Below are 24,692 nucleotides of genomic sequence, written 5' to 3'. Positions count from 1 at the left end.
TGATGAGTGCGAACACGAGGCCGGCGAGCACCGCAAGCCAGCGATGGAGACCGGGCATCATACGCCCTCCTTCTGGTGGCGCGCCGTCCCGGGCAGGGCCTTGGCATCGTTAGACAGCTGAACGTCGGCGCGCCCGCGCAGGAACTGCACGTTGGACCGCAGCACCTGCTCCTGAGCCTCCTTGTCGTATTCGGCCCCTACGCGGTTGGAAACCGTGTCGAATGCCTGCTGCACGGACGCGTGATGCTCGATCATCACGACGACATGCGCCCCGTCGGCCGCGTCAACCGGGTCCGACACGGCCCCCGCAGCCAGCCGGCTCGCGGCGGCATACACCGGCGCATCGAGCTTGGCCCTGGCGGCGAAGTCGAGGATCGTGTCGGTATCCACGCGGCCCGAATCCTCGAGCCCGAAGCTGTGCATCACTTGCTCGAGCGGTCGGCCCGCGCGCAGTGCGGCGACGGCCTGCGCCGCGTCGGCGCCGGCCCGGGCGGCATCCCGTTGCGGCCCCGTGCGCGCCACCAGGTCGCGCATGCGCATGGAGGCGTCGCTCGCGTACTTCGCCTTGTGACTTTCGTACCATGCACGCAGCTGTTCCTGCGAGGGTCGCTGTGCCAGCACATTTGCGGTCACCTCGAGCTCGACGCCCGAGACCATGGCCGCACGCACGTCGGGATCGGAGCTCGGCAGGTCGAGCTCGACGCCGCGCTGAACGTTGAGCTCCTCCGCGATCATGTCGTCGAGCACCCTGCGGCGCTGGTCCGGGGTCGACCTCGCGTAGGCAACACCGAATTGCGTGTGTACCTGGGTCTCGAAGTCGCTGCGCAGGATCGGCCGTCCGTTGACGAGCGCCATGGCCTCCGGCGGCACGGCGCTGGTGTCCTTGGCCGTGAGCAGGCCGTAGCCGGCAATCCCGAGGCCGACCAAGGCGCCACAGGCGAACAGTATGAGTGAGCGCCGTGTCTGCGCACGGTGCGGATCATGGACGCCGGAGGTCAGGCCGCCGGTTTTGTCTATCGTTTTTCGCATGTCGTTCGATGTCCTCTATTGTTCGCCGGAGCGCAGTCCAGCGGTCCCTGTTGCCGTTCCAGCATTCATCCCGTCCCTCACTCCTCCAGGCGCCAGTCGTTTAGCAGTTGCGGCTTCGGGCCCCGGATGTACTGGATCCTGCCGTTGGCAACCGTGTAGAGGACGACGCCGCGGTGGCGGCGCACTTCGCCCTTGCGCACCGAGCGGCCGAAGATCTCGCTGTTCTCGACATCCCGGATGCAACGGTAGGAGCCGGCCATCTCCACAGCCACGCCGCTGGTGTCCGAGCAGAAGAAGAGCAGTTCGAAGGTCTCGACGAAGTCTTCGCGCAGCTTGCGGAAGCGCGCTTCGATGGCCTGCGGGCCACGCAGTTCGGCGCGCTCGCCGATCGCGAGCACGACATCGTCGGCGTAGTACTGCAGGTAGGCCGGATCGCCCGCGGCAAAGAGCTCCAGGTAGTGCTGGAAACGGGCGCGATCGATCGGCACCGTGCAGGACTCGGCGCGCGAAGTCGCCAGCAGCGCCGCACCGGCACCCGCCAGCAGGCCCGCAAGCGCGGTTCTCCGGTTGGTCATGGCTTCGTCTCCCCTGAAATTCGTGATCAATGCGCGCCCCCGGACGGGTCGATCAGGTCCCCCACCTCCGGCGAGGAACGCTTGGTACCGGGGCACGCCAGCGCCGAATAGCGGTTGTAGTGCTCGGGATTGCGCGCATCTCCCCAGCCGCAGCACGATCCGTTGCTGCACATCGACTCCGGGCGTCGGTATGTCCCCTCGAGGCGATGGCGGTACTCCGGGTAGAGAGATTGCGCTCCGCCCAAAGCGGCTTCGACCGGCAGGCCGTACTGGTCGGCAAATGCGTGCTCGAACGGGTTCTTGCCAGGCAGGTAGCTCGGCACGAAGCCCGCAGGAATCGAGCCCTGCCGGCGCGGAACGCATGGCATGACCATGTCGTTCTTCAGATATGCCGACGGGTTGAGGCGGTAAAGCCGGCTCACTACGAAGGGTTCGCTGAGGTAGACGGGGTCGGTGATCAGCGCGGTGAGGTGCAGGATGTCGCCGTGTCGCGTGAAGTGCATCGTCACGGTAGTCCGGTCGCTGCCCTGCACGCCGTTGCGGCGCAGGGGACTCTCGCGCAGGTGGGTGGTTGTGGTCGTCAGCGTATGGCCCTGCCAGACGCCGGTCGTAAAACCCGCGAACGTGTGTGCGGTCTCGGGTCCCGGGTGGGCGCGTCCGTCAACCCAGATGACCGTGGCTTGGCGGTCGATCCAGGGCGAGATGCGCCAGGCGATCGTGCGGCCGTTGAACTCCTCGGTCTCGGCCGAGATGCGAAAACCGAAAGGACCGGTGGCGAGATACCCGGTACCGTAATAGATGCACTGCCGCTCGGGCATCGCGAGCTGGCCGTCGGACCAGCCCAGCGCGCGCGCCCGTCCGGCGTCGTTGATCGGCAGGCCGGTGTAGTCGACCGGGTCCGGGCCGAGATAGGTGGTCTGGAAGTCCTCCATGTCGAGCGGCTCCCAGTACCCGGACAGGTCGACTTCGTCGACGCTGCGCGCGCTGGCTCCCTGGCCGATAGCGCTCCCGAGGACGAAGGCCAGTGCGAGGCACCAGGCACGCAGGCTGGCACGCTTCATTGCGGTTTGCATGGAGTCGGGTCCCATTTCGAAGCGTCAGGTTCTCGGCGGAAGAGCGGGCTGGTTCCGTAAGGCTCCTGCAGGTAGACCGGGTCGCGCACGATGCTCGCGATCGACAGACGCTGGCTGCCGTCGGCCTCGCGGTAGAGGTCCCAGTATTCGGTGAGCTCGGCATCGCCGCTATAAGGAACCCCGTTGGCTCGCAGCAGGCCGGGGCGCATGCTGCGCGTCATCACCTTGAGCGCGCCTTCGTCCCAGGCCGCGCGAGACGTGCCCTGCCAGGATCCCGCTTCGACCGCGGTGGCGGTTGCCGCATCGCGCTCGTCGAAGTGCAGCATGCGCACCTGCATGCCATTGTCGATCTCCACCCGCAGCGTGCGCGCATCCGCCCAGGTGATGCGGAGCCGGGCCGGCACGCGCATGATCACCGCGGCGCCATAGGCCCTGCAAGGTTCGGCCGCAGCTTGCGCCCCCGCCGGATCCCATTGGTCCGCAATGTCCTTCGCCGCACGGTTGAGGGGAATGCCCGCATATTCCCCGCGACCAGGCGTGACCATGCGATAGCGCCAGTCCTGCGTGACCACGGACACCCAGGTTCCGGTCAGGTCGAAGGGCGCGAGCGACCGCGCGGAGCTGGTTGGCGGCTCGGCTGGCGCAGCGCCGGCCCGCCCGGCGACGAGTGCGCAGATCCCGCAGAGCGCGATGGCCAGGCCTTTTCGTAGCAATTCCAGGATGTGTCTCCAGTTCACGGTGTCTTCGGCGACCCGGATTCGTGTTTTTCGTCACCGAGGCTGCGATATATCGCCTCGAGGAAGCCCGCCGTCGACCCGGGGCCCGAGCTCGCGCCGTAGCGCGGCGCGTACCCGGCAGCTGGCTTGGCCTCGATCACCTGCGCCAAGGTGCGCCCCTCGGTCTTCAGCGCCCGGACGCGATCGCGGATGATCGTCACCATGTCCCGGTACTCGACCAGTTCCGCCTGCTGGCAGGGGCGGCCGCGCGCCGGAACGACCATGGTTCCTCCCTCAAGCCAGGTCAGGGGCACGTTGGGGATTGCCAGGTCGATGAGCGCGTTCAGGGCGTCGATTTCTCCCTGGATCGTGCCGCCGTGTTCCACGTCGATGGCGGGAAAGTGCGTGATGTCGAAGATCTCGCCCGTCACCAACACGTCCGAGCCTCGGAAGAGCACGACCGCGTCGGCGTCGCTGTGCGCCCCGGCCCGTGCGTACACCTCGATCCCTTGTCCGTTGAGATAGAGCGCCTTGCGATCGCGGACGGTCTGCGTCGGCAGCCCCTCGCTCTCGTAGTTCTCTTCGGTCATGCGCTGGAGCACCGGCACTGTCGCCACGACCGTGGCGCGTCCCGGCAACGTGAAGGGGCCCGAACTCTGGCCGAAGGCCTTGCCCGCCGTGGAGAGGGTGAGGTTTCCACCAACGTGAGCGGCATCGGCGCCTGTATTGAACAAAAAGCGGATAGGCGCGTCGGTCAGGCTGCGGATTGCGGCCAGCACCTGGTCGGCGCTGGACGCGGTGCCGCTGTCCACCACAAGCGCACCCTGGGGCCCGATCTGTACGACGATGTTGGCACCCGCGCCCGACAGGACCACCACGTCCGGCCGGATCCTCGTCACACCGAGCAGCCCAGTCACCGCGCCCGACGCAGGCGCAGAATGGGCCGTGGCCGGGGCCTCGTGCGCGGGCGCGGCCTGCGCCAATGGCGCTAGCCCCAAGGACGGCGCCAGGGTCAGCGCCATGACCAGCCGGATCGGTTGACGGAACAACGGAGGATTCCTTTGCAAAATGATGGGAAATGCTAGTGGCGGCCGTGCGACGCGCGAGCGTGACTCGTGCGAAACGGTTTTCTGCACGTCCCCAGCGAACGTTGCCACGATAATCTATTCTAACGACGTTCACCTATGTTAGTCTATCTGCGAGCGAATATTTAATAAACAATCGATTATTTGAAGTCGTGGCTGCCGGGCTGCTTTCCCCCATCGATCTTCGCGGCATGCGGCTGCGAAATCGCGGGGCCGCGTTGGCGTTCGTCGAGGCGACCGCCGTGACACGTGACGGTCGCATCACGCACGGCGACATGGGGCTCTGGAACGAAGTCCAGGTCGGCCTTCGAGGACAGCGCCTGCAGTGGATCCTGACGTTGCTCGCACTCGCGAATTTCTGGACGCTCCATCACTTCGGGACGATTTCACGCTGCCAGGACGCCTCTACAAGCCGCCCGCGCTGTCGGCAAGACCCGAACGAAGCGACTGTGCGTAGTGGCGTTGACGTAAAACTTCAAGATGGCCATGGTTTGCAAGAGAGGAAACTTAGGATGACTGACAAGGAAAATGTTTGGGGTATCCCGCCCGTCTCGCGACGCGCGGTGCTGGGATTGGGTGGCGCGACCTTGTTGACGATGGCCGACAAGGGATGGGCCGCCGTCGGCAAAACTCCCGGCCCGAGATTGCAATCTCTCGGCTACGTCGTGGCGCCCGGCGACAAGCTCGATGTCTGGAGCGAGTGGGCACCGAAGGTGTACGGCCTGCAGCTTTCCGACCGCAGCGCCGGCACGCGCGTGTTCCGCATGGACGATCACCAGTACCGCCTGGCCATCGACCAGGGCGCGCGGGTGGCGACATATGGTTGGGAAGTGACGGACGGCGCTGCGCTCGACGCGCTGGCTGCGCGACTCGAGGCGGGTGGTGTGAAGGTCGCGCGCGGCTCTCGCGCCCTGGCGTCCCAGCGCGGCGTGCGCGACCTGGTCACATTCACGGACCCGGCGGGCAACGGCGTGGAGATCTTCCATGGCCCTGCACTCGCAACCTTCCAGCCGGCGCGGTCGATGGGCGGGTTTCGGACGGGCGCGCTGGGCATGGGCCATGCCGTGCTCATGGTACAGCCCGCGCTATTCGAGAAAGTCACGACGTTCTATCGTCAACTGCTCGGCTTTCGCACCAGCGACTTTACGACCGTCAAGGGCACGCGGGTCGTGGAGTTCATGCATATCAATCCCCGCGAACACAGCCTTGCGGTGATCGCCAACCCCGACAACCGAAATCAACTACACCACATCATGCTGGAAACGCAGTTCATGGACGATGTCGGCCATGCGTACGACATCGTGCTCAAGGACTACCAGAAGAGCATCGTCCTGACGCTTGGCCGGCACATTAACGACATGATGACGTCGTTCTACGTCCGCACGCCATCGGACTTCCTGATCGAGTGCGGCTGGGGCGGACTGCTGATCGATCCGGAGCGCTGGCAGGCGGCCGAACTGACTGCTGGTGGCAGCATCTGGGGCCACCAGTTGATGAAGGACGGCCAGCCGGCGGACGCGAGTTTCCTCCCGCCTCCGGCAGAGCGTGCCTTGCGTGCGCCGCTGCAGGTATGGGGCGAGAATTTCGAAGCCAATCACCGCCCGAGGGAGCAGACGGAAGTCCTCCTCACGGAGCCCCTGCGCTGAGCAGCGCAGGGCACCCCGATCAGGCTGAAGCCGCGTCCGGAGCGATCACCCAGGTCACGAGAGAGGTGCGCTCAACGGCTGCATCGCCGGCCCTCAGGATGGTGGAAACCTGCGGGCTGCGCGAGACGGCCGATTTCGGCCATGCGGTGACGATGTGAGCTGCGGTGCGGGCCCACTGCGCCTGCGTTCCGGCCAGAACCGGCTGTTGGGCCAGCGCAGCCAGTGGGCCGTACACCGAGTGCGTGGCCGCGCCCTTTGCGTCACCGCCATGCGTGTCGCCGACGACGTGATGCGCGCGATAGATGACGCGCAGGCGTACGTCCTGGGCCATCATTGCCAGCACGAACATCGATTCGAGCGACGTCATGCCAGCAATGGCAACGGGTGCGGTCCGCCACTGCAGGGAGAGGTCCTCGTACCACAGGTCGTGCACATTCCCATCGATGGCGCGCACGGGCACGCCGCGGTCGCGGACCTGGTGCGCAAACTCCCGGCTGGCACCGAATCGTTCGTCGTAGACCACCTTGTAGAGCGGCAGGCATGGCGTGTCGGCAGCTAGGGCCGGCGAGGCCGGGACCAATGGCGTGCCGGCAACCAGGGCCGTCAAGGCCGGGGCCAGCAAAGCGGCGCCCGTCACGCACAGTCCGGCGTGGAGGAACTCGCGGCGCGTGATGCCAAGGGACGGATGCGACTTCGTGCTCACTGGCGCGCCTCCTTCGGGTTGTTGCGCGTCAGCCAGGCGACAAGGGCGTCGAGGTCGCGATCCGTCACTTCGGTCTTGCGGAATGGCGTCATGATGTTTCTGCCCGTGCGTACCAAGGCGCGGATATACTCTGGCGGCAGGTTCGTGCGTTTTTCCAGCTCGGCCGGTACGGCACCCCGATAGCGTTGCTGCAGCACGAAGGTGCCCGCCGGGGGATCGATGCCCCGGCCCGGCAGCGCCTCGTGGCACCCGGCGCACCAATGATCGAAGACAACCTTGCCGGCGGGTAGCGCAGCGGTACTTTCGGCCGGTCTGCCACTTTCGACAGCAAGCGCGGCGCAGCTGGCAAGGCAAAGCGCCAACATCATGGCGAGTTGTCTGTTTTTCGTCATCGCTTCTCTCCGCTCTTGCGCAGATGTTTTGGCCAGATGCCGCACTTGCCCGGAGACAGGATGCCGTTGGGGTCGAGCGCGTCGTAGATGGTCTCGTTGAAGCGCCGCAGCGCGTGCTTGTTGAAGGAGAACTGGTCGATGACGTGGTCGTGGAAGGCCACCGGGGAGCGGTACTCGCCCCAGCCGCGCTCGCCGCATTTCTGCACCAGGCGGGAAAAGATTTCCAGCGTGCGGTGATTCTCGTCTCGGTCCTCGTAGGTGCGCAGCCCCATGATGACCATCATGAACGTGCTGCTGCTGGGCCCGGTGCCCCACCAGCCGGTGCGGTCCAGCCAGTCGAAATCGCCCGCATCGATCAGCACGTTGCGGATCAGCAGGTTGATCTCGAACAGGTCCTCGGGGGTCTGGCGGATGATGGGCGAGAAGATGTAGTGCCCATGGTCGAAGCCCGTTGTCGCGAGCACGCCGAAATCGATGGTCGGTGGCCGGATGCTTGTCTCGGGGGGCATCAGCTTCAGGGTGCCGGGCACCTTTCGCTGCTGGAGGAGATCGCGCACGTAGTCGAGCTGTGCCTTGACCACCGGTGCCGGGCCGCGCGTGGCGCCCATGACGCTGACGGCGGGCATGTTCACCCGGGTCGCCAGCGCCTCCCATTGCGCACTGGTGCCGCCGTCGCGGCGGCGATTCAATGTCCGCACCTCGTCGGCGAAAGGCACTTTGCCGTGGCTGAAGCCGACGGAATCGCGGATGGGGCAGCCCATGCCCACGCTGCCGATCACGCCCTGGTCGCGCAACTCCTTGAGCGCGTCCAGCATGGGCCCGAAATCGGCTTCGCGGTTGGACGTCACCTGGAACATCTGCTCGACCTCCCAACGGCGCTTGAGCCGAAAGCAGGCCTTGGTGACGATGCCGAAGTTCGACTGCGAGAAAATGCCGTCGATGTGCGGGCCGAACCCGTAGTGGTAATGCGGCCAGAGCGGCGAGCCGGGCAGCGCGCCACGGCCGGTGCGCATCACCTCGCCGCTGGCGAGCACCACCTCGAGGCCGGTCACCGCGCTGAAGTTGTCGTCGAAGACATTGCCCACCCCGTGGTCGAGCGCGTTACCGATCGGGCTGCCCCAGCCCGGTCCGGGCGCCGAGGGGATCAGGTCGGGCGCATGCGCGTCGAGGTAGCGGCGCAGTTCGATGAAGGTGACGCCCGGCTCGACAATCATGTAGCCGTCGGTGGCGTTGACCTCGAGGACTCGGTTCATGCGCTTGAGGTCGAGGATGACCGAGCCCGAATACGTGGGCGAGGGCCCGCCATAACCCAGGTTGCGGCCCGTCGAGAAGGTGTAGAGCGGCGTGCGGTACTTGCTGGCAATCCGGACGATCTCCTGCACCTGCTCGACACTGGTGGGCGAAATCGCCGCCGAGGCCTTGTGCTGGCGCTCGGGCTCGTTCAGGTAGGGCGTGTACGGATCGTCGTAGAGCGCGAGATCCTCGTCCTTCCAGAAGACCCAGTCGTCTCCGACGACGGCAGCGAAACGCTGCAATGCTTCCCGGAATTGGCTCTCGCTGATGCCTTCGGGTGTTCTCATGTGACGGATGTCTCCTGTGGGTTGCGCGGCCGTGTGTCCGACCTGTTGAAGTTCTAGCGTTTGCGCGTGCCACCCCGTCCCGCGCCCCCATTGCGCGCAGGAGCGCGGAAGGGGAGCAAAGGCGTCATTCCGGGGCGCAGGTGCCTTCGATATGACCCAGGCGCTCGACCTCGCAGCGCACGACGTCACCCGCGCGCAGCACGCGCGGGGGCTTGTGCATCCAGCCGATGCCTCCCGGCGTGCCGGTGTAGATCAGGTCGCCGGGTTCGAGCGTCATGGCCTTCGACAGGTACTCGATCTGCGCCCAGACGTCGAAGATCAGGTGCTTGGTGTTCGAGCGCTGCCGCTCTTCGTCGTTGACGAGGCAGCGGATGTTGAGCGCGTGCGGATCCGGGATTTCATCTGCCAGGGTGATCCATGGGCCGCAGGGGCCGTGGGTGTCGAAGGACTTGCCCACGCACCATTGGGGCGAGTGCCGCTGCCACTCGCGCACGCTGACGTCGTTGCCGACGCAGTAGCCGAAGACCGCCTGCGGTGCCTGCTCGCGCGTGATGTTACGTCCACCGCGGCCGATCACCACGACCATCTCAGCCTCGTAGTCGACGCTCTCCGGCGAGGCCTTCGGGATCTGGATGAGGTCGTGGGGACCGGCAACGCAAGTCGAGGCCTTGATGAACCAGACCGGTTCCTTGGGCACTTCGCGCCCGGTCTCCGCGACGTGGTCCGCATAGTTCAGGCCGATCCCCAGGATCTTGCCCGGGCGCGCGATGGGTGCCCGAAGACGCACTTGCGCAAGGTCCAGCCAGCCTGCGCCATCGGCATTCAGTCGCAGCAGTTCCTCGCGCGCGTCGTCGTAGCATGCGATCAGTTCGATCATGGTGCGGGGCAATTGCGGCGCTGCCTGCGCGATTGGCTTAATGCGTCCGTCGTGGATGATCCCGAGCGCCTCGTGACCGTCCAGATTGAAAGTGGCAAGCTTCATCGTCTTAGTCCTTTACTACGCGTGTGATCTTCCCGGGTCCGGAGGTGGCACCGCGGATCGAAGTGATTTTGCCGTCGTGAATGCCGTAGAAGAGGACGCTGGCCCCCTGCCACTCTTCGCCCTGCTTGATGACTTCGCCGGTGGGCAACTTCACGTCGCCACGGCCGGGGCGTGCCGTAATGTGAATGAGCATCTCGATCGCCATTTGGCCGCCTTCGTTGTCGATGACGATGGCTGTCGGCTCGCGCACTTCCTGCATGCCGCCGGTCCACAACTTCTTGTAGAAGTCGATGATCTGCTGCGGACCACGCAGCTTGCCCGCGACAAAGTGGTCGAACTCGACATTGGGTGCCAGCAGCTCGGCGTAGTGCAGGTCTTCGGCGTTGAAGAGCTTGTAGTAGTTAAGCATCTTCTCCTTGGTCATGAGCTCGGCGGCGTGTGCGGCCGTCGAGAGGGTGGTGGTGCCAAGTACCAGCAATGTGCCCGTTGCCAGGGTCATCAGGGTCTTGCGGATCATTTGATTTTTCTCCAGTGGATTTGCTGCAAAGCGTCCCGCTCATTCAGGCGATGGTGATCGTGAGTTCACCGATGCCCTCGAGCGTGCCCACCATGCGGTCGCCACTCACAACCGGCCCGGGGCCGGCAGGGGTTCCGGTATAGATGAGGTCGCCCGGCATCAGGACCTGAGACTTCGAGATGAGGTTGATGATGTGCGGCACGTCGAGGAGCATGTTGCCGACGTCGTCCTGCTGGCGTATCTCACCGTTCACCTTGAGGTCGATGCGGCCCTTACGGATGTGGTCGACGTCGGCAACGCGATGCAGCGCCGTGCAGGGCGCTGCCTGGTCGAAGGACTTGCCGGCTTCCCACGGCATGCCCGCTTTCAGCGCATCGGTTTGCAGGTCACGCCGGGTCATGTCCAGACCCAAGGCGTAGCCGAAGACGTGGTCGAGCGCCGTCTCCACCGGAATGTCGGCACCGCCGCGGCCGATCGCCACCACCATCTCGATCTCGTGGTGATAGTTGTGCGTCATACGCGGATAGGGGATCCTGGCTTTGTTCTCGACGATCTGGTCGCTCGCCTTCATGAAGTAGAACGGTGGCGCCCGGAACGAACTCTCCTTGATGTGCATGTCGTAGTTGAGGCCCATGCAGTAGATGCGCCGGACCGGGAAGCGCTCTGAGGAGCGCGCCACTGGCAGCGACGGAACTGGCAGGGGCGGGATTGCATACCCCGGCGCGGCGGCCTTTGCGGGTTGTCCGAATGCGGCAGCGGCGAGCCCGGTGGCCGCCGTCGCCATGAACTGGCGTCGTTTGCTCATGTCATCTCCTTGGGACCAGGCGTGATCGCGCCTCATAAATCGGATTTGTACCATAGAATCGATAATGTTGATAGATATCGATCCTGAGACGACGAGTCATCGGATCGGGCCGGAATCCGCCGCCTGGGCGGCTCGCCGCGCCAACTGCCCGATCCTGATCATGCGAGGCATCCATCGGGAGCACGAGGCGACCGCCCACTCCGTTGCTGCCGTTGCAGGCAACGCCTTCAGCCTTGGTGCGCGAGGTGCCCCAATACTCGATGTCGGGTTGTGTCTCGTTAATGGAAGATGGGATGAGCAAACGCCCGAGATGAATAGGAATGCTTATATCGAAAAAGAATAGAATGGCTCGGCTGCAGTTGCAGCGACGCCATCATCACACATCTGCCCCTTGCGGATCATGTGTGCGATTTCGATGCCGGACAGAATGATTCGTGTGCAGCGGAAATCCTTGAACCCCATCATCGGTCTGATGATGTGTTTGACGCGTGGTGGTCCTGCAAGGCGATGTTGTTCAGGTATTTGTTTTGCCGGATCTTGATCGGCATTGGTCGCCCCAGCTCCTGCCCGCCGGACGCTTGGACCGCGAAATGAAGTATCTTGGGCGCCGTTTTCTTCTTTCCGGCCATCGGATTCGCCGTCAATATCGAATCGCGAACTTTACCGCAGCGTCTTATTGCGACACAGCCCTACGAAGTACCAGGCAGTGGGCTGGAGACGAGTACCGCAGCGGCGACCAGTACCCCAGCCAGTGCCACCGATTCGATATGCAACACGGTGGCAAAGCGCTGTAGAGGCTTCACGGGTGGCGTCGAAGAGGCATTCTTCAACGATGCGAGCAGCCTGGGCATCTCGAAGAAGCGGTTGTGTCCTCCGAGGGCTGCTGCTACGAATACCAGCGCGAATTTCAATAACAGAATCTTTCCGTAACCCGATTCCAGAAGGTCATCAGGCGACCTGACACCACGCCAGCCGTTATAAGCGCCTGTGGCGAAAAGAACAACAAGCGCAAGCGTTGCGCCATCCGACAAAGACTGGATATACGCCGCGCTGTTGACATGCTCGCTGTATGGAGCATCGAAAATACGCGGCGCAACAACATATGCCGTGACCAACACAAGTCCCACCCATGCGCTGACGGCGAGTAGATGTATCCAGTCCACCCATACGGGCAAGCTGAACAGGCCAGCATCGACCGGGTGTCCTCCGTTGCTTCGCGCAAGGGCTACACCCGCCAGAGCCAGTCCGATGCCCAGCGGAAATCGAATCGACTTGCCGGTCTGGATAAGCGAAAGAATAACCACGCATAGCATCAGCCCCGCGCCAACTAACCACGCATGACCAAAGCCGGTCTCCACTAGCATTGAGCGGACCGCAGGCCCCGCCTCCAGAAGCGTGGATTCGCTCATCAAAGCACAATGAATCCAGAAAGCGAACGCGCTGGATACCAGTACGCCGACCGACGCAATACGTAGTGCGCTGACCAGCCGCCGACTGATTCCCTCTTGCCAAGGTGAGTGTCGACGCGCGAGCCATCGGTCGCCAAGGAGTACGCCAACGACAACCGCAAAGCCGAGGTTTTGCAGCGCAACGAACGCCAGCCGAAGGATGCCAAGGAGACCATCGTTCATCACTTCACCCGGAAGGTGTACGTGCCCTTGGTCTTGTGGGCGTCATGCGTCATCACAGCCCACTGGACCGAGTAGGAGCCGGACGAGAGTTTCGGGAGTGCAATCGTCATCACGCGCGGATTAGAAGCGTCGACCTTGGCCTTTTCGCTGGTCACGGCGGCGCCGTTTGCATCGGACACTTTCACCGTGCTGAAAGTGGATTCGAGGCCCTCATTAAAGGTAAGCCGCACTGCGTCAGGTGCTGCATCGAGTGTGCTACCAGCCGAGGGGACTGCATTCTCGAGCTTGCCGTGCGCGAACGCTACAGCCGGCACCAGTGCGATGGCCGCTGCCGTTGCCAGCCCCGTGAGTTGCTTGCGAGTAAATGTTTTCATGTTCTTGTGCATCCTGAATAGTCAAAGTAGTTGTTGCCTGCGTTTGATGGACATACCCCTGGATTCATCACTTTTTCTGAAGCTTCGTTACCGTCAATGCGCCGTCCATTTCTTCGGCCACGAAATCAAGCTTGTCGCCGACCTTGACCTGCGAAATCATTGCGGGGTCTTTGACCTTGAAGACCATTGTCATGGCGTCCATGCCCAGGTTTTCGAGAGGACCGTGCTTGATGGTCAGCTTTCCGGCTGCCGCGTCGACCTTCCTGATTTCTCCGTGAGACATGCCGCTCTTGGCGTCGCCGCCCTGTTGCGTTCCGCTGGCCGTTTTCATGTCGTCCATGTCGCCTGCCGCATAAGCAGCGCTGGAGAGCGCCAACGCGCAGCCAACGGCAGTCGACAAAAATACGTTCATCATCACTCTTCTCCAGTGTCAAGTAAAAGACTAGGCCGGGCTGCATGCCCGGCCAGACAAAAGTCAGCTGTCAGGCAGCTTGCCGGTGTATTCGTATGCGACGGTCCCTTTCGGGTGTTTGAACCAGCCCGGATCGCGGTAGTCGGTGCGGCCCAGTCCCTCGCGCACCTTCACGACGGTGAACATGCCGCCCATTTCCAGCGGGCCGAATGGGCCGGAGCCGGTCATCATCGGCAGCGTGTTATCGGGCAAGGGCATTTCCATCTCGCCCATCGCCCCACCTGTGCTGCCCATCGCCATGTAGTCCGGCACGAGTTTGTTGATACGTTTCGCGAGGTCTTTCTGCGGCACGCCAATGAGGTTCGGTACGGAGTGCCCCATCGCATTCATCGTGTGGTGGGACTTGTGGCAATGAAACGCCCAGTCTCCGGGCCGGTTTGCCGTGAATTCAATCGCGCGCATCTGGCCGACCGCGACATCGGCGGTCACCTCAGGCCAGCGCGCGGCCGGCGGAACCCATCCGCCATCCGTGCCCGCGACCTCGAAGTGATAGCCGTGCAGATGGATGGGGTGATTGGTCATCGTCAGATTGCCGACCCGGATACGCACACGGTCCCCGGCACGTACCGGCAACGGGTCGATGCCCGGAAAGACTCGCGCGTTCCAGGTCCACATGTTGAAGTCGATCATCTCGTTGACGCGCGGCGTGAAGCTGCCAGGGTCAATGTCGTACGCGGACATGATGAACACGAAGTCACGGTCGACCTGCATAACGCTGGGGTCTTTCGGATGAACGATGAATGCTCCCATCATTCCCATCGCCATCTGAACCATCTCGTCGGCGTGCGGGTGATACATGAAGGTGCCATGCTTCTCAAGTTCGAATTCGTAGACAAACGTTTTGCCGGGGGGAATGTGCGGTTGCGTCAAGCCGCCGACGCCATCCATGCCCGATGGCAATGACATTCCGTGCCAGTGAACGGTGGTGTGCTCCGGCAGCTTGTTGGTCACGAAGACTCGGACCTTATCGCCTTCTACTGCCTCGATGGTTGGGCCTGGGGCCTGCCCGTTGTAGCCCCAAAGATTCGCGTTCATGCCGGGCGCCATTTCGCGCACCACAGGCTCGGCAATCAGGTGGAATTCCTTCCAGCCGTTTTTCATGCGCCACGGCAGCGACCAGCCGTTCAGCGTGGCAATGGGCGTGTATGGACGGCCGTTGGGAGGCGTGAGTGGCGGTTGCATAGTGGCGTTGGCCATCGTTGGCGCCTCGGGCAGCGACGCAGAACCAGCCTTGCTCACCAATGCTGCTCCAAGCAGTGCGGCCCCCGAGCCGCCAAGAAAATTTCGACGTAACACCATCTCATTTACCTTCGGAATCTGTAGGCGACGCCGGTTGGGTCGTGGGTACTGATGGCGCTGAGGCCACAGCGAGCGGCGGGAGGCGGCCGCCGACTGCCTGCTGCAAATCGGTCTCCGCAAGCCAGTAGTCCTTCAAGGCGTCGATATAGCTGTTCATCGCGACGACCTGGTCGCGCGAATCGGCCAGCAGTTCGAACACGCTTGCGAGCATGCCGTTGTAGCGAAGCAGCAGTTCGTCGGAAATCGTTTTGCGGAGAGGGACGACTTCATCGCGGTAGTGCTTTGCGACGTCGTAATCGATCACGTAGGCCGAATACGACTCCCGGACCTCGGACCGTGCATTAATCGCGGTCTCGGCGACGCGATTGACCGACTGCATATAAATCGCTTTGGCGCGCGCGACCTTTGAGCCCCCCCAGTTGAAAATGGGAATCTCGACGCTGATTTCGTAGCCCTGTTCGTGGCCGTCGGAAGTCGTGAAGTTGTTCTGATACCCGACGTCCAGCGCATTGATGAAACGCGTTGCTTTGGTCAGACCGAGCGACGATGCGACACTCTGCGTCTGCAGCTTCGCCGCCTGGATGTCCAGCCGGTTTTGCATCGCGAAGCCCTCGATGTCCTTCAAGTCAGGACGCTCCTTGGGAAGGTCCGGCAGCCGGTCGGGCAGCTTGTACTGCGTGCCAGCGCCCCACAGGCCCATCGTGCGGGTCAGCTTTTCCCGGGTAGCGACAGACTGTTGCCGCATCTTCGCCAGTTGTGCCACGGCATCCGCGTAGAAGGCCTGCTCGCGCGCGTAGTCAAGCTTGCTGAAGTTGCCGGCCTGTTGCATCCGCAACGCCAGTTCGGCACCGGCCTCGGCCGAGTCCTTTACCTGCCCGGCGTATGTCGCGGCCTGCTCGGCTGCGACCGCGTTGACATAAGCTCGTCGCGCGTCAGCGGCTACCTTGAGCATCGCATCTGCCGCAAGCAGCTTGGTCTGCTCGAAGTGGCGGCTCCCGATGCGCGTCGCCAGGGGCAGCGTCAGGACGTTCAGTAACCCGAGCGTGACGGTGCGGTTGATGCTCAGGTCGTTGTTCCCATGCGTGCGGCTAAAACTGAAGCCGGGGTTCGGAAGCCATCCTGCCTGCACGAGGTCCGCCTCGGAAATGCCGAGCTCGCCGTAGGAAGCTTGCAGGCCCCGGTTGTTCAGCAGTGCAATCTGGACCGCATCATCCATGCTCAAGGGCTTGGAAAGCAGCACCTGCGTTCGCTTTGCGACGGCGTCCCGGTCTTCGTCGGTCTTCACCAGTACAGCATCTTTCCCAAGACGCTCAGAGGCGGTCTTCGAAACGGTATTGAAGCCGCCGTCCGTCGAAAAGCTCGTACAGCCAGCAAGGAAAACCATCGCGCTGGCGACCACAACAATGCGTCGGCCCGAAAAGAAGTGCACACTCATTTCGCCGGTCCTTCGTGCTTTGCGCTGTGCTCGCTGTTCTTGACGTTGACATCGGTGCCGCCAGCCGGCATGTTGCCGTGGCTCATTCCTGTCATCTCAGATGAACTCGCCACGACCCGATTGAGCTCCTGCCAAGTGGGCGCTTTCTGGTCCCGGTACGGTTGATAGTCCGCGAAGGTGGACGACACGCTGACCGCCGGAACCGATGCGGCAGCGTCGGTCGGGTCAGGAAGTGTGGTAGTGGCGTGCCCGAGCGCCGGCAACAATGCCGCCGCGCTGAGCAGCGCCGCGATAAACATTCGCATGGATTTTTCTCGTCGTAAGCCACCTGGATAGCCGACGTGCGGGCATCAGGTCGAAATTTCGCGTCGCAGCGCAGGGGCCGCGACGGAAGGATCAGACGAGCGAGATTCGGGGAGGTCGTTCGATGCCGTCAGTCAGAAACGACACGACACGAGCAGAAGGGGGAAGAGGAACGGCAAAATGAAACTGGTCGACAGATGTCGCCACTGTGGGGACGACCGGCAAGGGCCCGTTGAAACAGCAGGACGCGCAGGTCGAGCACCCATGAACATGGTGCGCTTTGCAGCAATGGGGATGGCTGTGATGGTCGCCGCCGACCATTATCGAGTCATGCACATGATGGCGGCGGGTCGCTTCACCCAGGTCCGAGTGCTGCGCGGACGCGACGTCACTCCCGAAATGCGAAGACCCGCATTTCATGGAGACGGCTGCGAACGACTGAACCGGAATGCTCAGTATCAGCAGCACGACGACGAAGAATTTGCGCCAGTAAGACATAGCTTGAGAAGCTGGTACGCAGTTTACGAAGACTGTAAAGAGGAGGGTGTGTTTGGTTCTAACTGCACGCGCTTGCCGACGGCCTGGACGAAGGAGGGCAGGGCGCGCGTCGTCAGCCCTGGTTGCCGTTCATCGTCGCCCACAGGCGGGCGATGTCGGCCGCACCGTCATTGCCCTGCACACTCTTCAACACCTGCACGCCCTTGGCCTTCTTGCCGGCCTGCAGCAGTGCGAGGCCCAGGTGCAGTTTGGCATCCTCGGGGCGTTTGAGGCCACCCTTGGCGATGCCTTGCTCGATCAGCGTCGCGCCCTTGTCGGCCTGGCCCATCGTCACGTAGGCAAAGCCGGTTTGCACCAGCGCATTGCCGTCCTTGGCCTGGGCGGCTTCGGCGGCGGCGGCGCCTATGGTCCGGGCTGACTCGGCTGCCTGTTTGTTGGCCAGGTCACGCAGCCGCTTGTGGCGCTCGCCGTCCGCACCGGTGCCGAGCACGCCGGCCGTAAAGCCGCGCTCGACGACGCGCTGGCCCTCGGCCGGCAGGCCGGCCTGCAGCGACAGCTCGGCCATCTCCATGTATTCATCGGATTTGGTCAGCAGGCCGTCCTGAAGTTTCAGCCGCATCACATCCAGCGACAGCCGATCGGCGAAGCCAGGCTCGCGCTGGATGCGCGCGAGGTAGGCGCTCCAGTAGTCCTTTTTGCCGTAGTAGCGAACGAGCTTCTCGAGCGCGCTCGAGTACACCGCCTGGTTGTTGGTGCGCTGGGCGGCGTCGGCCAGGCGCAGCAGATCGTCCTCCTCGGGGCGCTTGTTGGCCGCCTCGGCAGCCGCCACGGCGGTTTGCGCCTGGCGCATCACCGCGTTGAAGTCGCCGCTCTGTGCCTGGAGATAGGCCTGAAGCTGCTTGAGCTGCGCACTGTTGCTGCCGAGCTGCTGCGCCTTGTTGGCCCAGTCGGTTGCCTTGGGGAAGTTCCTGGCCTGCGAATAAGTGAAGGCCAGCGATTCGGCGACTTGCGCCTGCTCGGCGCCCGACACCTTCGGGAACACCGCTTCGAGCGCCTGGGTCGCGCCGTTCGTGTCCCCGGCGCGCTGCGCGGCGGCCGCGCGCATGCGGTCGATCATGATCTGCTCGGCGGGCGTCTTGCCGGAGATGGCGTCGGCCTCGCGCACCTTGGCCAGCGCCTCGCGCGACTTGCCGGCCTTCAGCAGCTCGGCAGCCTGCTGCAGCGGTTTGCCGACTTCAGACCGCATCTGCGTCTGCGCCGATGCGAAAGACACGAAGCCGGCTGCGAGCAGGGCGACGGACAACGCGCGTAGGTGTTTCATGGATGAGTTCCTCAGAGCGCTTCTAAAAGCGAAGTCGGGATCGGCCGTGAGCGCGGTCCCCGCATTGGACAGGATGCAAGTGCGTTATTCACGAACACCTAGTTCATGAACTGCTCGTTGCCGACGAGGCCGATCTTGGTCACGCCCAGGCGCTGGGCGGTGGCCATGATGTGGGCCACGTTCTTGTACGACACGAGCTTGTTGGGGCGCAGGTGCACCTCGGGCTGGTCGGGCTGTGCGGCCACCGCCATCAGTCTGGCATCGAGCTCCGGACCCGGCTGGACGATCACGCCGTTCCAGCCGATGGTGCCGTCGAAGTCGACATCGATGCGAACGATCTCCGGCGGCTTCGCTGGCGCGCTGCTCTTGCCGATCGGCATGTTCATCTTCACCGCGTGGGTCTGGATCGGGATCGTGATGATCAGCATGATCAAGAGCACCAGCATCACGTCGATCAACGGCGTGGTGTTGATCTCGACCAACACGTCGTCATCGCCAGCGGAGCCTACATTCATAGCCATATTCTTCTCCCTACTCTACGTTCGGCGGCGGTTCGGTGATGAAGCCCACCTTCGAGATTCCCGCCCGCTGGCATGCCACGACCAGTCGGCCGACGCTTTCATAGCGCGCGTCCTGATCGCCGCGAATGTGAACCTCGGGCTGCGGCACCTTGACGGATTCCGTCTTCAGCCGGGCGACGAGCTCCGCGACGTCCTTGATAGGGTGCACGCCCCAGTAGATGTCGCCTTCCTTGCTGACGGCAAGCAGGATGTTCTCCGGCTTGGTCTGCGTCGGCACGTTGCGTTCCTTGGGCAACTCGACCTTGATCGACTGCGTGACCACGGGAATCGTGATCAGGAAGATGATCAGCAGCACCAGCATCACATCCACCAGAGGCGTGGTGTTGATGCTAGAGTTCATCTGCTCTTCGGCATCGCCGTCGGCAGTTCCTACGTTCATTGCCATGGTGATGATGTCTCCGTTAGCGCGGCGTGATTAGCAGCGACCCCCGCGCCTCCGGCGTGCCGCTTCTGGCGACACCGGAGGCGCAGGAGTCCATTCAGGCACGACCGGCAAGCAGGATCTTGTGCAGGTCGCCGCTGAACGCGCGCACCCGCTCCATCGCCGCCTTGTTGCGGCGGATCAACCAGTTGTAGCCCATCACCGCGGGCACCGCGACCGCCAGGCCGAAGGCCGTCATGATCAGCGCCTCGCCCACCGGGCCTGCCACCTTGTCGATCGAAGCCTGGCCGGCAATGCCGATTGCGGTCAGCGCGTGATAGATGCCCCAGACCGTGCCGAACAAGCCCACGAACGGAGCGGTTGAGCCGACGGTCGCGAGGAACGCGAGCCCGTCTTGCAGGCGGCTCTGCACGTTGTCCGTGGCACGCTGGATGCTCGTACTGATCCAGGTGTGACGGTCGATCTGCTCGGTCAGGTTGCCTTCGTGGTGCTCGCTGGCCTCGATGCCGCTCTCGGCGATGAAGCGAAACGCGGTGCCTTCCTTGAGGGTGGCCGCACCCGCCTTCACCGAACCGGCCTTCCAGAACGTCTTGCCTGCGGCATCGGCGCTCTTGCCGAGCTTGCGCTGCTCATTCAGCTTAACGAAGATGATGTACCAGCTGCCCATCGACATGATGATCATGATGACCAGCGTGCCGCGGGCGACGAAGTCACCCTGCTTCCACAGCGCGTCCAGGCCGTAGGGGTTGTTGACCGTTTCCTTGGCTGTGGTGGCCACCGGGGCCGTCGCGACGGCCGGCGGGGGCGTCGTGGCCGCAGGGGCGGCCGCAATGGCCGGCGCCGGCGCAGCTTGCGCGAACGACAGGGTGGGCGCCACCGAGGCGGTGGTCATTGCGGCCAGCACAAGGCCGCGCAGCCATTTCTTCACAGACATGATTCCTCCAGAGACAGGCGCGCCGCGCCAATGAACAAAAACAAGAAAGGTCCCGCCAAACCACAAGAAAGGTCCCGCTAAACCGCGAATCACTCGAGCTTCCAGGCGTATGCGACGATCGAGAAGGCACCGACCGGGCTGCCGTTTTCATCAAGGCCCGGCCGGAAGTGGCACTTGCTCAGGGCTTCGACCGCGGTGCGATCGAGCAGACGGTGCTCACGCGTGGAGCCCGACGGAGTCTCGATCTCGGCCTTGGCGACCTTGCCCTCGGCGTCGATCGTGAAGCGGATCTTGGTCACGCCCTCGGCCTCGACCTTAGCGGCTGCCTCCGGGTAGGTGGGCTTCTCGCAGGTGCTGACGTCGATCTGGGCTGCACGCGCCACGGACTTCACCGGCTGGGCGGGACCGGGGGCGGGCGCAATGGCCACGGGCGCCGGCGGAGGCGCGACCTGGGTCGTCGTGATCGTGGGCTGCGGCACCGGCGGCGGCGCGACGGCCACCTCGGGCGGCGGCACGAACGACGGTGGCGGCGGCAGGTTCTTCGGGGGCGGCGGCAGGATCTCGGGCGGGGGCGGCGGAGGCTTCACCTCCTCGATGATCTTGGTCTCGATCGGAGCCTTGATCACTTCGATGACCTTGCGACCCAGGCCATTGAGAAGGGCCCACCCGAGCAAGATGTGCAGCACGACTACTGCACCGATTCCCACCGCGTGTTTCATCGGGTTTCGTTGCTGCTGAGCAAAATCCACCTGGACCTCCTGAATGCGCGTCTCGTAATTTAGGCGCCCTTAATCCAATTTCGCGCCGTTGTGAGACGCGGGGCTAATTTATCGCGTCTCTCCTCATGAGTTGGTTTTATAGCGCAGAATCGATAATTGCGCAAGATATCGATCCTTTCGCGAGTCTTCTCTCGAGTGTCAGCGGGTAAACCCAGGCTTGGATGTCGCATCCAGCGCCGCGAACTTCGCGTGGTGCCGTGGCGCAGGTGTCCTCATCGCGGACGCGAACACGTGCCCGAGTGTCTGTCTCAAGGACACACGGACATCCAGGGAGCACCTTTCGCGCAGCATCTGCCGGCATTCGCGTGGCCCCGTGGCGTGGCACAGCAATTGCAAAAATGCCTTTGGCACATCGCCCATCCCGATACGTCGGGCCCAACTACATACAAAGGACTACATGACGCTCGCCGTTGCCGAAGCCAATGAAGCCGAAGCACCATCTGACGCCGGCCTTCTTTCGCACGTTGAATTCAGCGGCGTGGAGCTGCGCAGTCGCATGGTGATGGCGCCGCTGCACAAAATCTTTCTCACGCGATGCACCGTCGCCCGAAGAAGCAGGAATGTGCGCCATGGACGGCCGTGAATTCGACGTTGCAATCGTTGGATGCGGCCCAACCGGTGCGGTGCTCGCGAATCTGCTGGGCAAGGTGGGGATACGAGTGGTGGTTTTCGAGCGTGAAGGTGGCCCCAATCCACTTCCGCGGGCGATCCATTTCGACGGGGAATGCATGCGTGTTTTTCAGTCGATCGGCCTCTCAGACCGGATTAGCAGCATCGCGCGCGTCGCGCCTGCGGGGACTCGCTTCATCAATTCGCACGGCAAGACCTTGCTGGTCCGCCGTGGCTTTGAGCAAGCCGGTCCTCATGGCTGGGCCGTGAACTGGTACTTTCACCAGCCGCTGCTCGAGCGAGAGTTGCGAAAGGGGCTTGAGCGGTTCTCATCCGTTGCGCTCAAGCTGCGCCACGAGGTACTGGAAGTCCAACATGGCGCGGAGAGGGTATCTATCGCCGTGCAGGACCGATCAGCCCCAGGCAACAGGCTGAACTTCACCGCGAAGTATGTCGTGGGTTGCGAAGGCGCTCGTTCGCTAGTGCGCCGCAGCATGAACACTGAAACCGAAGATCTCGGGCTGCATCAGCCTTGGCTTGTCGTTGATCTGCTGGTGGATCCGAAATCGCCTCGCGTCAAGGACCTGCCCGACTACTCCATTCAGTTCTGCGACCCGCGGCGACCGATATCCATCATCTACGTCGAAGGTAACCGCCGGCGGTGGGAGATCATGCTGATGCCTGGCGACGATCCCTACCGAATGGCAGATCCCGAACGCTTCTGGCCGATGCTGTCACGCTGGATAGGTCCGGACGATGGCATCATCGAGCGCTCCGCGGTCTACACGTTTCATTCACTGATCTCGCGTGGCTGGAGGCAAGGCCGACTGCTTCTTGGAGGTGACAGCTGTCATCAAATGCCGCCATTTCTCGGTCAGGGACTGTGCGCAGGGGTGCGTGATGCTGCGAACCTCGCGTGGAAGCTTGGTGCCGTGATCAAGGACGGAGCTGACGCTGCGCTGCTTGACACATACGAAGCCGAGCGCCGACCCCACGTTGAGACATTCATAAAGCTGGCCGTCAAGCTCGGCCGCATGATTCAGACAACCGATCCTCAATACGCTGCCGAGCGCGATCGTCTGCTCGCGACCGGTGACCCGGCCATCTTTCAATTTCCCGAACCACAACTCGGTCCAGGTGTACGCGAGGACGGTCCCTTGCCGAGCGGGGGCATCTTCCCGCAGCCCCGACTGCCGGATGGCCGCCCGATGGATGAGGTCACAGGAGGCGGCTTTTGCGTCATCGGACAGCAATCGGTCATCGATGCCGTGGACGCTGACATCCATCGCTTATGGCGGCGCCTCGGGCTCGTGGTGCTTGTGGCTGACGGGATGCCCGAAGTGAGTCGCGCGCTGTCGGAGCGGAATGCATCTGGCGTGATCCTGCGTCCCGACGCCTATGTCTTCGGCATTGCACGCAGCGCCGGGGAGCTGACAAGGCTCAGTCGTCGCCTGTCCGATCAACTCAGATTTGCCAAGGAGAACAGCATTGCAGGATGACCAAAGTTTGAGCGAAGAAGTCGGCGTGCCGCCCTCATCGAGTCGACCATCACTGGGCGCTCGTCCCGTGCTTCTTGCACCTCGCGGATCGTCCGGCACACATGCCAGGACCGGCTGGGTCCTGATGGGGCTGCTGGCTGTATCCACCTGGAACTACCTGGACCGCAGCGCCATCGGCATCCTTCAGGAGCCGATCAAGCGAGAGTTCGGCTTGAGTGATTTCCAGCTCGGTTTACTTGGCGGCCCAGCGTTTGCACTGCTTTATGTCTTGTTGGGCATCCCGTTTGGACGTCTTGCCGAACGCGTGAATCGGGTTCGGCTGATTGCAGTAGTGTTTGCCTTCTGGAGCATCATGACGGCGCTTTGCGGCGCTGCGACGGGTTACCTATTGTTGCTGATGGCGCGCGCTGGCGTGAGCGTAGGCGAAGCAGGTGCCGGTCCGAGCGCGCACTCCCTGATTGCCGATCATTTCACTCCTGATCGTCGACCCTGGGCACTGGCTGTATATACGTCCGGCATTTCGCTTGGCTCGCTGGTCGCCGCGTTGGCTGGCGGGTCCATCGCCCAGTGGCTCGGCTGGCGTGCGACGTTCTTCGCGCTGGGCGCAAGCGGCCTGCTCTTGGCATTGATGTTTCTGTTCACAGTCCCGGAAGCGCCACGCACCACCCGTGTCGAAGATGCGCCGAGTTTTTCCGAGACCGTGCGCTTCCTTGTAGTCCGCCCGGTTATTTGGCACATAGCGTTCGGCATCATGGTCGCCGCAATGCTGAGTTTGAGCACAATGCAGTATCTGACTTCGTTCTTCATACGATCGCATCACATGAGCTTGAGCCAGGCGGTAGTCTATGTGGCGCTGATCGGGGGTGTCGCCGGCGCTATCGGCACTCACCTGGGCGGCGCGCTCGGCAATCGCTTGGCCAAACATGATGTCAAGGCGGCCACGAGCGTCGTGGCGCGAGCGTATTTGATCGCGTTGCCGCTGTTCGTGACTGGATTCCTTGCTCCTGATCCGATTCTGGCTACCGCCATGCTTATGGCAGGCACCGCGGCGCAATCGACTTACTTTGGTCCGACCTTCGCCGTCTTGCATTCCACGGTGGAGCCGCGTATGCGAGGAACTGCGGTGGCGCTTGTTCTGCTGGTTGCCAATCTTCTCGGCTACGGGCTTGGCCCGCCGGTAGTGGGTGCCATCAGTGACCGCCTGAGCAAATTCCTTGCAAGCGGCTCCGCGAGCAGTCAAGACATCTGCTCAATGGCTGCCTGGTTGAAACCGGCATGTGCAGTGCCGATCGGAGGTGGGCTGCAGTGGAGCCTGGCATTGCTCGCCCTTTGCAATCTGTGGGCCTTCTACCATTTCAACAGGATCTCGCAGTCCTGATGGGACGCCATTCGCCCCGCACAATAGCGCGGGGCGAAAACCAGCAACCCGTTGATCCTCAGCGTTCGCGCTCGGGCATGCGGATGATGCCTGT

Annotated in this window: 28 protein-coding genes and 1 pseudogene; 5 read left to right on the top strand and 24 right to left on the bottom strand. The window is 63.2% G+C overall.

The window, feature by feature from the left end:
• Positions 1-57: 57 nt before the first annotated feature.
• The 6 genes from ACV229_RS27175 to ACV229_RS27150 all read right to left on the bottom strand — a co-directional run bounded on the left by ACV229_RS27175 (position 58) and on the right by ACV229_RS27150 (position 4,849).
• Positions 58-1,029, bottom strand: coding sequence for a peptidyl-prolyl cis-trans isomerase (locus ACV229_RS27175; protein WP_448086194.1), 972 nt, complete (start codon positions 1,027-1,029; stop codon positions 58-60).
• 77 nt (positions 1,030-1,106) lie between these two features.
• Positions 1,107-1,604, bottom strand: coding sequence for a nuclear transport factor 2 family protein (locus ACV229_RS27170; RefSeq protein ID WP_448086193.1), 498 nt, complete (start codon positions 1,602-1,604; stop codon positions 1,107-1,109).
• Between the two features lie 26 nt (positions 1,605-1,630).
• Complete coding sequence (locus ACV229_RS27165) at positions 1,631-2,665, bottom strand: hypothetical protein (protein ID WP_448086192.1); 1,035 nt, start codon at positions 2,663-2,665, stop codon at positions 1,631-1,633.
• Entirely contained in the window at positions 2,662-3,414 is a 753-nt protein-coding gene (locus ACV229_RS27160; RefSeq protein WP_448086191.1) for a hypothetical protein, read from the bottom strand. Before ACV229_RS27160 ends, ACV229_RS27165 begins: the two co-directional genes overlap by 4 nt.
• The gene (locus ACV229_RS27155) at positions 3,411-4,442 is read right to left on the bottom strand and encodes an MBL fold metallo-hydrolase (protein WP_448086190.1); all 1,032 of its coding nucleotides are present in this window, start codon (positions 4,440-4,442) and stop codon (positions 3,411-3,413) included. Before ACV229_RS27155 ends, ACV229_RS27160 begins: the two co-directional genes overlap by 4 nt.
• Positions 4,443-4,618: 176 nt before the next feature.
• The gene (locus ACV229_RS27150; RefSeq protein ID WP_448086189.1) at positions 4,619-4,849 is read right to left on the bottom strand and encodes a hypothetical protein; all 231 of its coding nucleotides are present in this window, start codon (positions 4,847-4,849) and stop codon (positions 4,619-4,621) included.
• 141 nt (positions 4,850-4,990) lie between these two features.
• Here ACV229_RS27150 and ACV229_RS27145 point away from each other — a divergent pair, with 141 nt between their 5' ends.
• Positions 4,991-6,124, top strand: a complete 1,134-nt coding sequence (locus ACV229_RS27145; protein ID WP_448086188.1) for a VOC family protein — start codon at positions 4,991-4,993, stop codon at positions 6,122-6,124.
• 19 nt (positions 6,125-6,143) lie between these two features.
• Here the strand turns inward: ACV229_RS27145 and ACV229_RS27140 are convergent, their stop codons facing one another.
• From ACV229_RS27140 to ACV229_RS27115, 6 genes are all read right to left on the bottom strand, one after another.
• Complete coding sequence (locus tag ACV229_RS27140; protein WP_448086187.1) at positions 6,144-6,827, bottom strand: hypothetical protein; 684 nt, start codon at positions 6,825-6,827, stop codon at positions 6,144-6,146.
• Positions 6,824-7,219 (bottom strand): c-type cytochrome, encoded by a 396-nt coding sequence (locus ACV229_RS27135; RefSeq protein WP_448086186.1) that lies wholly within the window; start codon positions 7,217-7,219, stop codon positions 6,824-6,826. Before ACV229_RS27135 ends, ACV229_RS27140 begins: the two co-directional genes overlap by 4 nt.
• A complete protein-coding gene (locus tag ACV229_RS27130) occupies positions 7,216-8,799 on the bottom strand; it encodes an FAD-binding oxidoreductase (RefSeq protein WP_448086185.1) in 1,584 nt (527 codons plus the stop codon). Before ACV229_RS27130 ends, ACV229_RS27135 begins: the two co-directional genes overlap by 4 nt.
• Before the next feature lie 124 nt (positions 8,800-8,923).
• A complete protein-coding gene (locus tag ACV229_RS27125) occupies positions 8,924-9,781 on the bottom strand; it encodes a fumarylacetoacetate hydrolase family protein (RefSeq protein ID WP_448086184.1) in 858 nt (285 codons plus the stop codon).
• A gap of 4 nt (positions 9,782-9,785) precedes the next feature.
• A complete protein-coding gene (locus ACV229_RS27120) occupies positions 9,786-10,298 on the bottom strand; it encodes a nuclear transport factor 2 family protein (protein ID WP_448086183.1) in 513 nt (170 codons plus the stop codon).
• 43 nt (positions 10,299-10,341) lie between these two features.
• Positions 10,342-11,103, bottom strand: coding sequence for a fumarylacetoacetate hydrolase family protein (locus ACV229_RS27115; RefSeq protein WP_448086182.1), 762 nt, complete (start codon positions 11,101-11,103; stop codon positions 10,342-10,344).
• A 64-nt stretch (positions 11,104-11,167) separates the two neighbouring features.
• On the opposite strand from ACV229_RS27115, the gene ACV229_RS27110 reads away from it, so the two are divergent.
• Positions 11,168-11,446, top strand: a complete 279-nt coding sequence (locus ACV229_RS27110) for a hypothetical protein (protein WP_448086203.1) — start codon at positions 11,168-11,170, stop codon at positions 11,444-11,446.
• Here the strand turns inward: ACV229_RS27110 and ACV229_RS27105 are convergent.
• The 12 genes and pseudogenes from ACV229_RS27105 to ACV229_RS27050 form a co-directional block, all read right to left on the bottom strand.
• Positions 11,428-11,657: pseudogene (locus ACV229_RS27105) on the bottom strand (DDE-type integrase/transposase/recombinase); the annotation flags it as partial. The gene ACV229_RS27110 and the pseudogene ACV229_RS27105 overlap by 19 nt on opposite strands.
• Before the next feature lie 135 nt (positions 11,658-11,792).
• Positions 11,793-12,734 carry a copper resistance D family protein gene (locus ACV229_RS27100; RefSeq protein WP_448086181.1) on the bottom strand — a complete coding sequence of 314 codons (942 nt, stop codon included), beginning with the start codon at positions 12,732-12,734 and terminating at the stop codon, positions 11,793-11,795.
• Positions 12,734-13,108 (bottom strand): copper homeostasis periplasmic binding protein CopC, encoded by a 375-nt coding sequence (gene copC / locus ACV229_RS27095; RefSeq protein ID WP_448086180.1) that lies wholly within the window; start codon positions 13,106-13,108, stop codon positions 12,734-12,736. The genes ACV229_RS27100 and copC overlap by 1 nt, the downstream gene beginning before the upstream one ends.
• A gap of 67 nt (positions 13,109-13,175) precedes the next feature.
• Positions 13,176-13,523 (bottom strand): copper-binding protein, encoded by a 348-nt coding sequence (locus ACV229_RS27090; protein WP_448086179.1) that lies wholly within the window; start codon positions 13,521-13,523, stop codon positions 13,176-13,178.
• Positions 13,524-13,583: 60 nt separating this feature from the next.
• Positions 13,584-14,879 (bottom strand): multicopper oxidase family protein, encoded by a 1,296-nt coding sequence (locus ACV229_RS27085; RefSeq protein WP_448086178.1) that lies wholly within the window; start codon positions 14,877-14,879, stop codon positions 13,584-13,586.
• A 1-nt stretch (position 14,880) separates the two neighbouring features.
• Positions 14,881-16,314 (bottom strand): TolC family protein, encoded by a 1,434-nt coding sequence (locus tag ACV229_RS27080; protein WP_448086177.1) that lies wholly within the window; start codon positions 16,312-16,314, stop codon positions 14,881-14,883.
• Complete coding sequence (locus tag ACV229_RS27075) at positions 16,311-16,619, bottom strand: hypothetical protein (protein ID WP_448086176.1); 309 nt, start codon at positions 16,617-16,619, stop codon at positions 16,311-16,313. The genes ACV229_RS27080 and ACV229_RS27075 overlap by 4 nt, the downstream gene beginning before the upstream one ends.
• 608 nt (positions 16,620-17,227) lie before the next feature.
• Positions 17,228-18,436, bottom strand: coding sequence for a hypothetical protein (locus ACV229_RS27070; protein ID WP_448086175.1), 1,209 nt, complete (start codon positions 18,434-18,436; stop codon positions 17,228-17,230).
• Positions 18,437-18,534: 98 nt separating this feature from the next.
• Complete coding sequence (locus ACV229_RS27065; RefSeq protein WP_448086174.1) at positions 18,535-18,957, bottom strand: ExbD/TolR family protein; 423 nt, start codon at positions 18,955-18,957, stop codon at positions 18,535-18,537.
• Between the two features lie 10 nt (positions 18,958-18,967).
• On the bottom strand, positions 18,968-19,402 hold the full coding sequence (locus ACV229_RS27060; protein ID WP_448086173.1) for an ExbD/TolR family protein: 435 nt from the start codon (positions 19,400-19,402) through the stop codon (positions 18,968-18,970).
• A 94-nt stretch (positions 19,403-19,496) separates the two neighbouring features.
• Positions 19,497-20,333, bottom strand: a complete 837-nt coding sequence (locus tag ACV229_RS27055) for a MotA/TolQ/ExbB proton channel family protein (protein WP_448086172.1) — start codon at positions 20,331-20,333, stop codon at positions 19,497-19,499.
• Between the two features lie 89 nt (positions 20,334-20,422).
• Positions 20,423-21,082: an energy transducer TonB gene (locus ACV229_RS27050; protein ID WP_448086171.1), complete on the bottom strand. Its 660-nt coding sequence runs from the start codon at positions 21,080-21,082 to the stop codon at positions 20,423-20,425.
• Positions 21,083-21,509: 427 nt separating this feature from the next.
• On the opposite strand from ACV229_RS27050, the gene ACV229_RS27045 reads away from it, so the two are divergent.
• Genes ACV229_RS27045 through ACV229_RS27035 form a run of 3 tightly spaced genes read left to right on the top strand, consistent with a single transcriptional unit; the run spans position 21,510 to position 24,598 of the window.
• Positions 21,510-21,695, top strand: a complete 186-nt coding sequence (locus ACV229_RS27045; RefSeq protein ID WP_448086170.1) for a hypothetical protein — start codon at positions 21,510-21,512, stop codon at positions 21,693-21,695.
• Positions 21,682-23,220 carry a bifunctional 3-(3-hydroxy-phenyl)propionate/3-hydroxycinnamic acid hydroxylase MhpA gene (gene mhpA / locus ACV229_RS27040; RefSeq protein ID WP_448086169.1) on the top strand — a complete coding sequence of 513 codons (1,539 nt, stop codon included), beginning with the start codon at positions 21,682-21,684 and terminating at the stop codon, positions 23,218-23,220. The genes ACV229_RS27045 and mhpA overlap by 14 nt, the downstream gene beginning before the upstream one ends.
• On the top strand, positions 23,210-24,598 hold the full coding sequence (locus tag ACV229_RS27035; RefSeq protein ID WP_448086168.1) for a spinster family MFS transporter: 1,389 nt from the start codon (positions 23,210-23,212) through the stop codon (positions 24,596-24,598). The genes mhpA and ACV229_RS27035 overlap by 11 nt, the downstream gene beginning before the upstream one ends.
• The last annotated feature ends 94 nt before the right edge of the window (positions 24,599-24,692 follow it).

This window comes from Burkholderia sp. MR1-5-21 (assembly GCF_053427715.1).
The sequence above is the reverse complement of the archived record's forward strand: the minus strand, read 5'-3'. Positions and strand labels throughout refer to the sequence as shown.